Source organism: Shinella sp. H4-D48, from assembly GCF_022637395.1.
GTDB lineage: Bacteria > Pseudomonadota > Alphaproteobacteria > Rhizobiales > Rhizobiaceae > Shinella > Shinella sedimenti.
In genome coordinates this window covers 3,322,833-3,336,536 of record NZ_CP093337.1, presented here as the reverse complement: position 1 = coordinate 3,336,536, position 13,704 = coordinate 3,322,833, and the positions used below count along the sequence as shown (strand labels likewise).

At 65.3% G+C, this 13,704-nt stretch carries 14 protein-coding genes; 6 read left to right on the top strand and 8 right to left on the bottom strand.

The window, feature by feature from the left end:
• Positions 1 to 67: 67 nt before the first annotated feature.
• Positions 68 to 1,900 carry a translation elongation factor 4 gene (gene lepA, locus MNR02_RS16450; RefSeq protein WP_241599566.1) on the bottom strand — a complete coding sequence of 611 codons (1,833 nt, stop codon included), beginning with the start codon at positions 1,898 to 1,900 and terminating at the stop codon, positions 68 to 70.
• 61 nt (positions 1,901 to 1,961) lie between these two features.
• Positions 1,962 to 3,212 carry an MFS transporter gene (locus tag MNR02_RS16445; protein WP_241599568.1) on the bottom strand — a complete coding sequence of 417 codons (1,251 nt, stop codon included), beginning with the start codon at positions 3,210 to 3,212 and terminating at the stop codon, positions 1,962 to 1,964.
• Positions 3,213 to 3,353: 141 nt separating this feature from the next.
• On the opposite strand from MNR02_RS16445, the gene MNR02_RS16440 reads away from it, so the two are divergent.
• Together MNR02_RS16440 and MNR02_RS16435 are read left to right on the top strand one after the other, a co-directional pair.
• Complete coding sequence (locus tag MNR02_RS16440; protein ID WP_241947539.1) at positions 3,354 to 3,932, top strand: helix-turn-helix domain-containing protein; 579 nt, start codon at positions 3,354 to 3,356, stop codon at positions 3,930 to 3,932.
• A 7-nt stretch (positions 3,933 to 3,939) separates the two neighbouring features.
• Positions 3,940 to 4,467, top strand: coding sequence for a GNAT family N-acetyltransferase (locus tag MNR02_RS16435; RefSeq protein ID WP_241947538.1), 528 nt, complete (start codon positions 3,940 to 3,942; stop codon positions 4,465 to 4,467).
• Between the two features lie 167 nt (positions 4,468 to 4,634).
• Here MNR02_RS16435 and MNR02_RS16430 read toward each other — a convergent pair whose 3' ends face one another.
• The gene (locus MNR02_RS16430; protein ID WP_241599574.1) at positions 4,635 to 5,621 is read right to left on the bottom strand and encodes a Gfo/Idh/MocA family protein; all 987 of its coding nucleotides are present in this window, start codon (positions 5,619 to 5,621) and stop codon (positions 4,635 to 4,637) included.
• A gap of 157 nt (positions 5,622 to 5,778) precedes the next feature.
• On the opposite strand from MNR02_RS16430, the gene MNR02_RS16425 reads away from it, so the two are divergent.
• Both MNR02_RS16425 and MNR02_RS16420 read left to right on the top strand, forming a co-directional pair.
• Positions 5,779 to 6,729, top strand: coding sequence for an aldo/keto reductase (locus MNR02_RS16425; RefSeq protein ID WP_241599576.1), 951 nt, complete (start codon positions 5,779 to 5,781; stop codon positions 6,727 to 6,729).
• Positions 6,726 to 7,175: a GNAT family N-acetyltransferase gene (locus MNR02_RS16420; RefSeq protein ID WP_241599578.1), complete on the top strand. Its 450-nt coding sequence runs from the start codon at positions 6,726 to 6,728 to the stop codon at positions 7,173 to 7,175. Before MNR02_RS16425 ends, MNR02_RS16420 begins: the two co-directional genes overlap by 4 nt.
• Positions 7,176 to 7,217: 42 nt before the next feature.
• On the opposite strand, the gene MNR02_RS16415 is transcribed toward MNR02_RS16420, so the two are convergent.
• Both MNR02_RS16415 and MNR02_RS16410 read right to left on the bottom strand, forming a co-directional pair.
• Complete coding sequence (locus tag MNR02_RS16415) at positions 7,218 to 8,243, bottom strand: histone deacetylase family protein (RefSeq protein WP_241947537.1); 1,026 nt, start codon at positions 8,241 to 8,243, stop codon at positions 7,218 to 7,220.
• Between the two features lie 111 nt (positions 8,244 to 8,354).
• On the bottom strand, positions 8,355 to 8,765 hold the full coding sequence (locus MNR02_RS16410) for a hypothetical protein (RefSeq protein ID WP_241947536.1): 411 nt from the start codon (positions 8,763 to 8,765) through the stop codon (positions 8,355 to 8,357).
• 123 nt (positions 8,766 to 8,888) lie between these two features.
• On the opposite strand from MNR02_RS16410, the gene MNR02_RS16405 reads away from it, so the two are divergent.
• Positions 8,889 to 9,674, top strand: a complete 786-nt coding sequence (locus MNR02_RS16405) for a helix-turn-helix domain-containing protein (protein ID WP_241947535.1) — start codon at positions 8,889 to 8,891, stop codon at positions 9,672 to 9,674.
• Here MNR02_RS16405 and MNR02_RS16400 read toward each other — a convergent pair.
• Genes MNR02_RS16400 through MNR02_RS16390 form a run of 3 tightly spaced genes read right to left on the bottom strand, consistent with a single transcriptional unit; the run spans position 9,664 to position 11,749 of the window.
• The gene (locus MNR02_RS16400) at positions 9,664 to 10,029 is read right to left on the bottom strand and encodes a transporter (RefSeq protein WP_241947534.1); all 366 of its coding nucleotides are present in this window, start codon (positions 10,027 to 10,029) and stop codon (positions 9,664 to 9,666) included. The genes MNR02_RS16405 and MNR02_RS16400 overlap by 11 nt on opposite strands.
• Positions 10,026 to 10,733: a bifunctional 2-polyprenyl-6-hydroxyphenol methylase/3-demethylubiquinol 3-O-methyltransferase UbiG gene (locus tag MNR02_RS16395; RefSeq protein WP_241947533.1), complete on the bottom strand. Its 708-nt coding sequence runs from the start codon at positions 10,731 to 10,733 to the stop codon at positions 10,026 to 10,028. Before MNR02_RS16395 ends, MNR02_RS16400 begins: the two co-directional genes overlap by 4 nt.
• A 23-nt stretch (positions 10,734 to 10,756) precedes the next feature.
• On the bottom strand, positions 10,757 to 11,749 hold the full coding sequence (locus tag MNR02_RS16390; protein ID WP_241947532.1) for a glycosyltransferase: 993 nt from the start codon (positions 11,747 to 11,749) through the stop codon (positions 10,757 to 10,759).
• Positions 11,750 to 11,861: 112 nt separating this feature from the next.
• Between MNR02_RS16390 and MNR02_RS16385 the strand changes: the two genes are divergently transcribed.
• Complete coding sequence (locus MNR02_RS16385) at positions 11,862 to 13,694, top strand: hypothetical protein (RefSeq protein ID WP_241947531.1); 1,833 nt, start codon at positions 11,862 to 11,864, stop codon at positions 13,692 to 13,694.
• Positions 13,695 to 13,704 lie beyond the last annotated feature (10 nt).

Genomic DNA, 13,704 nt, shown 5'->3' with positions numbered 1-13,704 from the left:
GTCCTACCTATAAAAACATCAGAATATGATATCATTACGTACGTAGATTGTTTCTTGCATTTCGGTGTTACTCGTCGCCCATCTTGAGGGCGGCGATGAAGGCTTCCTGCGGGATTTCCACCTTGCCGAACTGGCGCATGCGCTTCTTGCCGGCCTTCTGCTTGTCGAGCAGCTTGCGCTTGCGGGTGGCGTCGCCGCCGTAGCACTTGGCGGTCACGTCCTTGCGCAGCGCCGAGATGGTTTCGCGGGCGATGACGTTGCCGCCGATGGCGGCCTGGATCGGGATCTTGAACATGTGCTTGGGGATCAGCTCCTTGAGCTTCTCGCACATGTCGCGGCCGCGCTTTTCGGCGGCCATGCGGTGCACCATCATGGACAGCGCATCGACCGGCTCGCCGTTGACCAGGATCGACATCTTCACCAGATGGCCTTCCTTGTGGTCGGTGATCTGGTAGTCGAACGAGGCATAGCCCTTGGAGATCGACTTCAGGCGGTCGTAGAAATCGAAGACGACTTCGTTGAGCGGCAGGTCATAGGTCAGCATGGCGCGCGTGCCGACATAGGTCAGCTCGATCTGGATGCCGCGGCGATCCTGGCAGAGCTTCAGGATACCGCCGAGATAATCGTCGGGTGTGAGGATCGTGGCGCGGATCCACGGCTCGTGGATCTCCGAGATCTTCACGACGTCTGGCATGTCGGCCGGGTTGTGCAGCTCGCGCATCGTGCCGTCGGTCATGTAGAGCTGGTAGACGACCGAAGGCGCCGTCGCGATCAGGTCGAGGTCGAATTCGCGCTCCAGGCGCTCCTGGATGATTTCGAGATGCAAGAGGCCGAGAAAGCCGCAGCGGAAGCCGAAGCCCAGCGCCGCCGACGATTCCATTTCGAAGGAGAAGGAGGCGTCGTTGAGGCGCAGCTTGCCCATCGCCGAGCGCAGGTCTTCGAAATCGGCCGCATCGACCGGGAAGAGACCACAGAACACGACCGGCTGGGCCGGCTTGAAGCCCGGCAGGGCCTTGGCGGTCGGGCGCTTGTCCTCGGTGATCGTGTCGCCGACGCGGGTATCGGCCACTTCCTTGATCGAGGCGGTGATGAAGCCGATCTCGCCCGGGCCGAGGCTATCCATGGCCACCATCTTGGGGGTGAGCACGCCGACACGTTCCACGGTGTATTTGGCGTCCGTGCCCATCATGCGGATGGTCTGGCCCTTGGTGAGGCGGCCCTCGATGACGCGCACGAGAACCATGACGCCGAGATAGGTGTCGTACCAGCTGTCGACCAGCAGCGCCTTGAGGGGCGCCTTGTCGCCGCCCTCGCTCTTGGGCGCGGGCAGGCGCTTGACGATGGCTTCCAGCACATCGGGAATGCCAAGACCGGTCTTGGCCGAGATCAGCACGGCTTCCGACGCGTCGATGCCGATGACTTCCTCGATCTGTTCCTTGATGCGGTCGGGCTCGGCGGCCGGCAGGTCGATCTTGTTGAGCACGGTGACGAGCTCGTGGTTGTTGTCGATCGCCTGGTAGACATTGGCGAGTGTCTGGGCTTCCACGCCCTGCGAGGCGTCGACGACCAGCAGCGAGCCCTCGCAGGCCGACAGCGAACGCGAGACTTCATAGGCGAAGTCGACGTGGCCGGGCGTGTCGATGAGGTTCAGGACATAGGTCTCGCCGTCATTGGCCTTGTAGTGCAGGCGCACCGTCTGGGCCTTGATGGTGATGCCGCGCTCGCGCTCGATGTCCATGTTGTCGAGGACCTGCTCCGACATCTCGCGTTCGGCAAGGCCGCCGGTCGACTGGATCAGCCGGTCGGCGAGGGTCGACTTGCCGTGGTCGATATGGGCCACGATCGAGAAGTTGCGGATATGGTCGAGGGGCGTGGAGGAATTGGTGCTCATGCGCGCCATATAGCAGTGCGCACGACTCGCGAAAAGCGGTAAATGAAGGGTTTCCGAACGGCAAGCGCCGCTATTCCGGGGCTTTCTCGCCTTCGACCAGCGCGCCGGCATTCGGCACCTGGGCGCTTCTGATCTCGAAGCCCTCGCGTGCCTGCGGCGGTACGGTCTCGCGCAGCCGCAGCCGCTGCGCCACGAAGGCGATATAGGCGAGCGCGACGGCGATCACCGCATAGATGAAGGTCTGCGGTCCGAGGCTCGGCGTGAGCGCCGTTACGGCGAGCGGAACGAGCGTCGCGGAGACCGACCAGGCGACGAGCAGCGTGGAGGCGAGCGGCACGAAATCCTCGGGGTCCGTGCGGTCGTTGGCATGGGCGTTTGCGATGGAATAGACGCTCTCCACCGCTCCGGCCCACAGCGCGAAGACCAGCATCAGAATGACGAGCGCCTGGAAGGAGACGAACAGGGCGGCAACGGCAGCGCCCGTGATGAGCAGGCAGGTCACGATCAAAACGACGCGGCGGTCGATGCGGTCCGAGAGCGTGCCGAGCGGATATTGCACGAAGATGAGGCCGAACTGCATGACGAGCATGAGCAGCGCCACGTCCTGCTGTCCGACATTGTTTGTGGCGGCATAGATCGGCGTGAAGCCCTGCACGACCATCGACAGCCCGCCGGCGGCAAGCACGCCGATCAGCGCGACGGGTGAATTGCGCCAGGCCATGGCGAAATCGAGGCTGACGCGCGCGGGGGCCGGCGGTGTGGGCAGGCGGGTGAGGCCGATGGGCAGGATGGCGAGCGTGGTGACGAGGATGGTGAAGAGCGGCGCGAGATTGCCATCGGCCGGCATGCGGCCGAACAGCCAGGCGCCGACGCCGAGCCCCAGCACATAGGCCATGTAGAAGAACGACATGGCCCTGCCGCGCCAGCGGTTGTCGGCCGCGTGGTTCAGCCAGCTCTGGGCGATGATGAAATTGGCGTTGCCCGCCACGCCATAGATGCCGCGGGCCACGATCCACAGGATGGGATGCACGCCGAGCGCGATGAGGAAGGCGGCGATGAGCACGAGCGCCATGGAGCAGGAAAAGGCCCGCGCATGGCCGACGCGCCGGATGACCGGGCCGGCGAGGATGCAGCCGAGCAGGCCGCCGAAGGCAATGGCCGTGACGGCGGCACCCGGCGTCCACGAGGGCGCGTCGGCGCGCGACAGCACATACGGCACATAGGCGAGCATGATGCCATTGCCGATGGCGACGAGCGTCATCGAGACGACAATGGCCGTGATGGAAAAGAGCGACGATGCCCGCTGTGTCCCGACCGTCATATGCGCCGCCCCCCGTTACCCACGAAACAACTTAGCGTCACGCGTGATGTCGCATTGTCGCCTTCGCGCCATGGCGGAGAATTATTTCCAGATGGGTTGATGCCGGTTGACTCCATTATGAGGGAGGATTATTCCATGATAATGGAAAATACACATGACCCCTTGGAAAGCGCCATTGGCGAGAGGCTGAGGCTGCTGCGCGGCGCGCGCGCCATGACGCTGGACGATCTCGCCGGCGCCTCCGGCGTCAGCCGGGCGATGATCTCGCGCATCGAGCGCGGCGAGGCGAGCCCGACGGCGCAGCTGTTGTCACGGCTTTGCGCCGCGCTCGATCTGACGCTTTCGGCCTTCTTTGCCTTTTCCGAAGGTGCGGATGATCCGGTTTCGCGGCACGGGTCGCAGACGGTCTGGCGCGATCCCGAGACGGGTTATCAGCGCCGCGCCGTCTCGCCGCCGGGCACTGCCTCGCGCGTCGAGGTCATCGACGTGACGTTCCCGGCCGGCGCGCGTATCGCCTATCCGCCGGAAACGGCCAAGGCCGGCATGACGCAGCATGTCTGGCTGTTTTCCGGCAGCCTGCGCATGACGGTCGGCGACGCCGTGCACGATCTCGGCCCCGGCGATTGCCTCTATATGAGCATCACCGAGGGCCATGTCTTTGAAAACCCCGGCGACACGCCGGCCCATTACGCCGTGGTGCTGGACCGCGGCAGACCCTGAGGGACCAATGAGCGATATCAGAAGGCTCGATCCTGCCGAAGCGCAAGCCCGCATCGGCGAACTCTGCGACGTGCTGGCCGACTGCGTGACGGGTGGCGCCTCCGTCGGCTTCATGGCGCCCTATGGGCCCGCCGATGCCGTGCCGTTCTGGCAGGGCGTGATCGCGGCGGTCGCCGAGGAGGCGACGCTGCTTTTCGTGGCGGAACGCGACGGCCGCATCGTCGGCACGGTGCAGGTCGGCATCCGCCAGATGCCGAACCAGCCGCACCGGGCGGATGTGAAGAAGCTGCTCGTCTTGGAGAGCGAGCGCGGCCGCGGGCTCGCCCGCGCGCTGATGGCGGCGGCCGAGGCGGAAGCCGCACGTTACGGCAAGATGGTGCTGGTGCTCGACACTGCAACGGGCAGCCCGGCGGAAACGGTCTATGAGCGTCTCGGCTGGCAGCGCGCCGGCGTCATCCCCGACTACGCGCTCTATCCCGACGGCCGCTACTGCGCGACGACGTTCTTCTACAAGCGCGTCGGCGTGGAGGCGTAGCAGACGGTGTCGATCACTCCTCGCCTCGCGGATGGCGGAGAAGATAAGTTAGCCGGCTAAAACATGGTTTGCGCCGCCGCAACGCCAGTGGCGTCCGGTACATCTCCTCGACCTGTCATCCTCGGGCGAGGCCCGAGGATCCACGTCGTCCGGCAGCGAAGCGATGGTTACACCGGCTCCCAGCCGTCTTTTTCGCTCGCACGGTAGATGGCGTCGATGAGCTTCTGGTTGTTGACCGAGCTTTCCAGCGGCACGACCTCCTCGTTTTCGCCGCGCGCCGCCTTGCTGAAGGCCTCGACCTCGCGGCGGTACTGGCGGGCATCCTGAAAGCGGAAGATTTGGCTTTCGGCGTGGTTCTGGTTGGTCAGTTCGAGTTCCTCGGCGCCGTAACGGTCGGCGTTGAAGGGCGATTTGACCTCGATGAAACCCTTGTCGCCGTGGAACACCATGACCTGGCGCTGGGCGAGCTGGGTGGAGACGTAGAAGGACAGTTCGAAATCGCCGAAATCGGCGCGCACGCTCGAATAGATATCGGTGCCGAATTCCGGGTCGCGATCGGTGCTGGCCTGCACGCGGACAGGCTCCTTGCCGGTGACGAAGCGGGTGGTGATCGTCGGATAGACGCCGATGTCAGGCAGGCCACCGCCGCCGAGCGCCGGCACGTTGCGCATGTTGCCGGGGTCGCGGTTGAAGTAGGTGAAGGCGCCCTGGACATGGCGCAGGCGGCCGATCGCACCCTCCGAAAGGAGCGCGCGCACCTTGCGCCAGACGGGGCTGTAGGTGACCATGTAGGCCTCGGAGATCAGCACCTTGTTGCGGTCGCGCGCTGCGATCAGCGCATCGATCTCGCCGGCATGAAGCGCGATCGGCTTCTCGCACAGCACATGCTTGCCGGCATCCGCCGCCTTGATGGACCATTCGACATGCTGCGACGTCGGCAGCGGGATATAGACGGCATCGATCGTGTCGGAGGCCAGCATCTCCTCGTAGGAGCCGAAGGCATGCGGCACGGAGAAGCGGTCGGCCATGGCGCGGGCCTTGGAAAGGTCGCGGCTCGCGATGGCGGTGACGACGCAGTTCTCCGCGTCCTGGATGGCGGGCACGACGAGTTCGCGGCCGATCTTGGCCGTCGACAGAATTCCGAAACGCAGCATGATATCACTCCCTTATGCGGCCCCCGATTGCGGGCAGAGACTAGTCGCGCCGCCTTTCGCCCGCAAGTTCGGAAAAATCCGTCGCGCCGCGTGCAAAGCCCCGCGCGGCGTCCTATGGTCGGCGCACTGATTTGAGAACGTACCCCTGGAGGCTCCCATGCAGTATCGACCCCTCGGCAAGACCGGCCTGTCCATCGCACCGCTGGTTTTCGGCGGCAATGTCTTCGGCTGGACGGCCGACGAGAAGTCCTCGTTCGACCTCATGGACGCCTTTACGGGCGCCGGCTTCAACGCCATCGACACGGCCGATGTCTATTCGAGCTGGGTGCCGGGCAACAAGGGCGGCGAATCCGAGACGATCATCGGCAAGTGGCTGAAGCGCTCCGGCATCGCGCGCGACAAGGTGGTGATCATCACCAAGGTCGGCTCCGATATGGGCCAGGGCCGGCGCGATCTGCGCAAGTCATGGATCCTCGAGGAGGTGGAGGCCTCGCTGAAGCGCCTGCAGACCGACCATATCGACCTCTATCTTTCGCACTGGCCGGACGACGCGACGCCTTACGAGGAGACGCTGGAGGCGCATGCGAGCCTTGTCGCCGCCGGCAAGGTGCGCGCCTTCGGCGCCTCCAACCTCGATGCCGGCCAGCTGCAGTCCTCGTTCGACGCCGCCGACAAGGCGGGCCTGCCGCGCTATGGCGTGCTCCAGCCGGAATACAATCTCTACGACCGCGACGGTTTCGAAGGCCCGCTCGCCGATCTCTGCCGCAAGGAAGATATCGGCGTCATCACCTATTTCAGCCTCGCCTCGGGCTTCCTCACCGGAAAGTACCGCAGCAAGGCGGACACGGAAGGCACGGCGCGCGGCGAGGCCGTCCAGCGCTATCTGGACGACAAGGGCCAGCGCATTCTCGCCGCCCTCGACCAGGTGGGCGCCGAAACCGGCGCGAAGTCCGCCGAAATCGCACTCGCCTGGCTGATGGCCAAACCGGCGGTGACCGCGCCGATCGCCAGCGCCACCAGCCTTTCGCAACTGGCGAGCCTCACCAGGGCGGCGTCGCTTTCGCTGTCGGCCGATCAGGTCGCGCTGCTCGACAGGGCAGGGGCGTGACCGCCGTCGTGGCGATCCGTGACGCGGTGGCGGCGGACGAGGCGGCGTGGCGGGCGCTCTGGGCCGGCTACCTCACCTTCTACGCGGCCGACGTGCCGGAGGAGGTGACGGCCTTCACTTGGGCCCGCATCCTCGATCCCTCCTCGCGCGTCACCATGCGCATCGCGGAAGGGGACGGGCAGCTCGTGGGCTTTGCCATCCACCACTATCACGACTGCACCTGGGACATCGCGCCGGAAGGCTATCTCGAAGACCTTTATGTCGACGAGACGGTGCGCGGCAAGGGCATCGGCCGGGCGCTGGTGGACGATCTCATCGCGCTTGCGAAACGCCACGGCTGGCGCGGCATCTACTGGCACACCAACGGCGACAATGCCCGCGCCCGCAGGCTCTATGACAGCTATGCCCCGGCGGACGGCTATGTGCGCTACCGCCTGAAGACATAGACCGGCCCCGGATCGGGGCCGGTTTCTGGGCGCGCCGGCTGATCAGCCGGCGATGCCCTTCAGCGTGTTGGCGACGTTGAGACCGATCTCCGGCACGCCGTAGCCACCTTCCATGATGGTGACGACAGGCACGCCGCTTGCCGCAACCGCTCTTCCCATCGTGACGTAATCCGGCGAGGTCAGCTTGAAGAAGGAGATCGGGTCCTTCTCGAACGTGTCGACGCCGAGCGACAGGACGATCGCCTCCGCGCCGAAGGCGGAAATGCGCTTCAGCGCGTCGTGCAGGGCCTGTTCCCACACCGCATAGGGCGTGCCCGGCGGCAGCGGATAGTTCTGCGTCGTGCCTTCGCCCGCCCCCTTGCCGGTTTCCTCCGCATAACCGAGGAAATGCGGGAAGGCTTCCGCCGGATCGCCATGCAGCGAGGCGAAATAGACGTCGCCGCGTTCGTAGAAGATATCCTGCGTGCCGTTGCCGTGGTGGAAATCGACATCGAGAACGGCGACCTTCTTGGCACCCTTGTCGAGCAGGCGCTGGGCGGCGACGGCCGCATTGTTGATGAAGCAGTAGCCGCCGAACGCATCGATACCGGCATGGTGGCCCGGTGGGCGGCAGAGCGCGAAGGCGGCCTTTGCGCCGGACGCGAGGATATCGGTGGCCGTCAGCGCGGTGCGCATGGACGAAAGCGCCGCCTCCCAGGTGCCCGGCGAGATCGCCGTCTCGGCGGCGTTGCAGTAATAGCCGAGCAGGCCGTCGATCTGGGTGGGAATGCGCGGCGAGGTGCGGCGCACGGGGAAGGAGGTGGCGATGGCCTCGCCCCGGTAGCCGGCCGCCTTCCACTGGTCCCAGGCGGTTTCGAGGAAGGACAGGTAGCCGGCGTCGTGCACCTTCAGTGCGGTTTCCAGGCCGTAATCGTCAGGGGCGGCGATGTCGGTGAAGCCGCCATCCTTGACGGCCGCCAGGATCCATTCTGCCCGGAACGGCGCCTCGAACGGCGGCACCAGTTCGCCGCCGTGAAGTTCGCTGCGGGCGTTCCTGAGCTTGTGGTCCTCGGAAAAGATAACGCGCATGAAGGGCTCCCCATTTTCATTCGGGCGCGACGGTAGTGCATTTTTTGCGCAAGGGGAATCGGCGGGATGAAGGGGAAATGTTTTCTGTCTCCCCTTCGCTCGCGTTGCCCGTCAGGCCATGGCAGTGCATTGCTGCCTGGCAAGGCCGATCTGCTTGAGAAGCAGGATATCCGCAACGGCGACGGCGGCCACGGCGATAAGGATGATGCCCGTCAGCGTAAGGCCGTCGCGACCGGCGATAAGGACGGCGACGCTGGTGATGACCCAAAGCCCGTCGCCGGCGATGGCGAGGCGAACCGCGGCAGCCGAAGGCTGCGCCTGTCGTGCGAGCGCGAGGTGGAACGCGCCCCAGAGCAGGAAGAATGCCGCCAGTCCATTGATGAGCATCGGCGTGGCGAATGGTCCGACGAGCGACCCGATCGGCCCGGGAACGGCGAAGAACAGCGCCGCGACGGCAAGCGAAAAGACGCCGTCGGCGAAGAGGACGGATTGCAGGAGATTGCGGTTGAGGGCGGCAAACATGATGGGCTCCTTCGTTGTCGATGAGGCCATCCTGCCGGCCGTCATGCAGCAAACCAATTACCTTGGAGGTAATGGAAATCATGTCCTGCCTGCTGTTTACTGCGCGCCGGTCTGGAGGAAAGCATGGAATTCGGCGAACATCTGAGGGAATGGCGCGGCCACCGCCGCATGAGCCAGCTGGAGCTGGCAAGCGAGGCCGGCATTTCGGCGCGCCATCTGTCCTTTCTGGAAACCGGCCGGTCGCGCCCGTCGGAAGGGATGATCCTGCGGCTCTCCGCGGTGCTCGACATTCCCGCGCGTGACCAGGGCGCGCTGTTTTCCGCTGCCGGCTTCAGGCCACGCTTCGCCACGACGCCATCCGCCAGCCTCTCCGCCCTTCCGGCGGCGGTGGTCGAGGCCATCGGTCTCATCCTCGGCCGGCACGATCCCTATCCGGGTGTGGTTTTCGACCACGACTACAATGTGCTGACGGCCAACCAGGCCTTCATGAGCCTCGCCGGCATGGCGGGGATTGCCGTTTCACCCGGCGACAATTTTCTCGATGCATATCTCGGTCCCACGCCGCTGCGATCCATCGTCGTGAACTGGCCGCGCTCGGCCGCCGACCTCGTGAACCGCATCCGCGCGGAAGCCCGTCTCCAGGGGCCGCGCAGCCCGCTGCTCAAGCGCATCGAGCGGCTGGCGGCGGCTGACGACGTCCGGGCGGCAATTAACGATTTTCCCGCCACCGAACGCCTGCCGGTGCTGCCTATCGAGATGCGGATCGGCGCGAAGCACTTCAGCTGGATCACCACGCTCACCTCCTTCGGCTCCGCGCAGGATGCCCTCGTGCAGGGCGTTCTGATCGAGAGCTTCTTCCCAGCCGATGCGCAGACGCGGGCTCATTTCGAACCGCAAGTCAGCCGTTGATGACGAGCATTCCACCAATGATCAGCACGGCGCCGATGGCGTAACGCATTGTCAGTGCTTCGCCGAGGATGAGGCTCGCAAGCAAAGGCACGAAGCAGAATGTCAGCGCCATAAAGGAATAGCCGATTGTGAGCGGCACCGCCTTCAATACGAAAATCCAGATGATCGTGCCTGTGCCGTAGATTGCCAGTGCCGCCAGAAGCAGAGGATTGAGCAGCAGGGCTGCGATACCCCGCGCGCCGAACTCTCCGGTGGTCTCACTCGTCAGCTTGAAGAGTACCTGCCCCGCAGCGATCAGGAGCGGCGTGCCGAGCAGGCCCGCCCAGATGGTGGGGCTATAACCGCCCGAAGTCACGCGCCCAGCTCCATGCGCTCTTCCATGTAGAAAATGTCACGTCCGATATCGACGCAGACGTGGCGTGCGGGAACGGGATGCACGGCCCGCAGGAAGGAGTGGGTGTAGGGGAAGAAGTTGAAATGCGGGTTGAAGCTGTAGCGGTACTCGCGCTCGCGCGGCACCACAATGATCAGGCGCCTGCGAGCGATGCGACGCAGTTCGGCTATCGCCTGACGGTATTCCAGAACGTGCTCGATGACATGAGTGCATACGACGGTATCGAATTCGCCGTCCTCGAAGGGCAGCTTCTCGATCATCGCCGCGACATACTCGACGCCAATTATTCCGGCCGCGTCATCGATGACGAAATCCACGCCGGTCAGGCGATTGAGCCCGGGGTTGCCCGCCTTGATATGACGCAGCAGAGCTCCAGTGCCGCAACCGACATCGCAGACGCTCTCGCCCGCAATCGAGGCCACGATGCGGTCGATGCATGCCCGGGAGTTGTCGGTCCCGGCATGGACGCGTGGATGTTCGCGGTAGAGATCGGCATATTCTTCAGCGGTGAGAAAAGGCGCGCGCTCGCGGAATTTCGCGAGCTTGCCGATATGTTTCCCCCAGACGAGGCTCGCTGCCTGTCGAAAGAGTGTGGAATCGCGCAGGATCGGCGGCAATACGTCTTCGATCACGAAGCGGATGCGGTTTGTCGTTTCCCTGTTCATGTGGATGTCCTGTTCGATCCGTCTCAGGCGGCCAGATGACGGGCGGGCGTCTCGGACTTTATGCGGGCGGTTCTGGCGTGCCGGCCGGCCGGCAGGTTCATGTAGTGGATGCGCAGTTGCTCGGCGCGGGCGCGGGCGAGCGAATCGAGGATCATGCCGGCGGAGAAGACGAGGAAGGAGATCATCATCAGCACGAGCGAGAAGACCCAGGTCGGCATGCGCTCGACGAGCCCGGTCTCGAAATAGGCGACGAGCACCGGCGCCATGAAGATCAGGCTTGTCAGAAGGAAGCCGCCGCTGATCGCGCCGAAGAAGGTGAAGGGCCGGGTTTCCTTCATCAGCATGGCAAACATCCACAGGATCTTGCCGCCATCGCGGAAAGTGGAGAGCTTGGAATGCGAGCCATCCGGGCGCCGGCCGTAATCGAGTTCAAGCTCGGCGACGGGCAGGCGCAGCCGCGAGGCGTGCACCGACATTTCCGTCTCGATCTCGAAGCCGCCGGAGACGGCGGGGAAGCTCTTGGCGAAGCGGCGCGAGAAGGCGCGGTAGCCGGAGAAGATGTCGGAGAAATCGTTGCCGAACAGCGACCGGTAGAGCGTGTTGAAGATGCGGTTGCCGAAGGCATGGCCCTGCCGGCCGGCATCGGCACGCACGCCCCGGCGCGTGCCCACGACCATGTCGGCGCCCTCGGTGATGAGCGTGCGGATGAGCTCGGGTGCATCGGAGGCCGCATAGGTGCCGTCGCCGTCAGCCATGATGTAGATGTCGGCCTCGATATCGGAGAACATGCGGCGCACCACATTGCCCTTGCCTTGGCGGCGTTCGCGCACGACGGTCGCGCCGGCAAGGGCGGCCCGCAGCGCGGTCGAATCGGTGGAATTGTTGTCGTAGACGTAGATGCGGGCCATCGGCAGCGTGGCGCGGAAGGCGGCAACGACATCGCCGATCGTCTGGGCCTCGTTGTAGCAGGGCAGGAGCACGGCGATATCGAGGTCTTCCATCAGGGCTTCCGTCATGGGGTGCAATCTCCCGTCCACGCCGCCTCATGCGGGCGCCGTTTTACTATTTCTTGAGAAGGTTAAGGCTAGGTTTCGGGCGGCTTCGAACGCTGCACGAAAGGGCCAAGACATGCCGGAAACCACGCCCTCGGCCCTGCCGCTCGCCGCCGCCGAAGTGCAACCGCGCCGCCAGGGCATGACGGCGGGCGTGCTGGCGCTCTATGCAGCCGTCGCCATCGTGCTGCTGCTCGCCGTTTCGCTGCCGTTTGCCACCGATTATGTCGGCGCCGACAATGACGACACGATGCGCCTCGTCATGGTGCGCGATCTCATGGCCGGTCAGGGCTGGTTCGACATGACGCAGTATCGCCTCGGCCTCGACGGCGGCACACTGATGCACTGGTCGCGTTTCATCGACCTGCCCATCGCCAACCTGATCGGCTTCTTCTCGCTTTTCGTCGAACAGCCGCGCGCGGAAGCACTGGCGCTGGCGGTCTGGCCGGTCATGCTGGTCGTGCCGGTGCTATTCGGCATGGGGCTGGCCGGCTACCGGCTGGGCGGCACCGCCGCCATGCATGCAACGCTGGTCCTGACGACGATCTTCGTCGTGGCGCTCAACCGCTTCCAGCCGGGTTCGATCGATCACCACAATGTGCAGCTCGCCATCGTCGCCGGCATCGCAGCCATGCTGCTCGATCCGGGCTTGCGCGCGCGCGACCATGCCGTGGCCGGCGTGCTGGCGGGGTTCGCCATTGCCATCGGCGCGGAAACCACGCCGCTGATCGGTGCGGTCTGTCTCGTCGTGGCGCTGCGCTGGCTCTGGCTGGGCCCGGCGTTTCGTGCGGTCGCTGCCGCCTTCGGGCTGGCGCTGGCGGCGACGGTGACGCTCGCCTTCTTCGCCACGGTCGCGCCCGCGCGCTACACGCAGGTGACCTGCGACAGCCTGTCCTACGGCTTCTATGCGCTCGCCACCTTTGGCGGCGCGATGCTGTTCCTGGTCGCCTCGCTCACCAGTGACCGGTCGTTCGGCGGCCGGCTCGCCGCCCTTGCTATCGGCGGTGCGGTGATCGCCGGTGCGGTCCTCGTCGTCGCGCCCGGCTGCCTGTCCAACCCGCTCGACACGCTCGATCCGTTGCTGAAGACCTTCTGGCTGTCCGGCGTCATCGAGGCGCAGTCTGCCGTTGCGCAGTTCCGGCTGGAGCCGGCCTCCATCGGGACCTATTACGCGCCGGCCTTGCTCGCGCTTGTGGTCTGCGTCTGGCGTATCCGCCGTGGCGAGGCCGTCGGCGGACACCTGACGATGCTGGCGCTGATCGGCGTCGCCTTTGCCGTCTCGCTTATCCAGATCCGCGGTGCGATCTTCAGCAACATGCTGTCGGCGCTGCCGCTCGGCCTTGCCATTGCCGACCTGCGCCGGGCCTCCAACGCCCATCCGAAAAACCTCGGGCTGGGCCTCGCCTTTGCCGGCCTGACGCTGGCCGCCGTGCCCGCCACCTGGGCGCTTGCCGGCGCGCTTTTGCCCGGCCGCTCTCAGGAGAAATTGCAGGCCGGCCTTGCCGGCACCGCAAAGCTGCGCGCCTCCTGCACCGCACAATCCTCCATCGCGCCGCTTGCGGGCGAGCCGGTGGGTGTGGTGTCCGGGCCGTCCAATCTCGGCGCGCAGATCCTGCGCTACACGCCGCACCGGGTGCTCTCGGCGCCCTATCATCGCAACCAGGGCGGCATGCTGACGGAACTGCATATCGGCCTGTCCAACCCGCACCAGGCCGAAGCCTTCCTGCGCGGGGCGCATGTCACGCTCGTCGCCTTCTGCGTCGACGACACCCAGACCCGCGACCTCGCCAAGGCAGAGCCGGAAGGTCTCTACGCCGACCTGCTGAAGGGCCAGGTGCCGGATTATCTGGAGCCGATTGCCGGAACGGAGCAGGCCGCCTTGCAGCTCTTCCGGGTGAAGCCGCAATAGCGGCACTGGG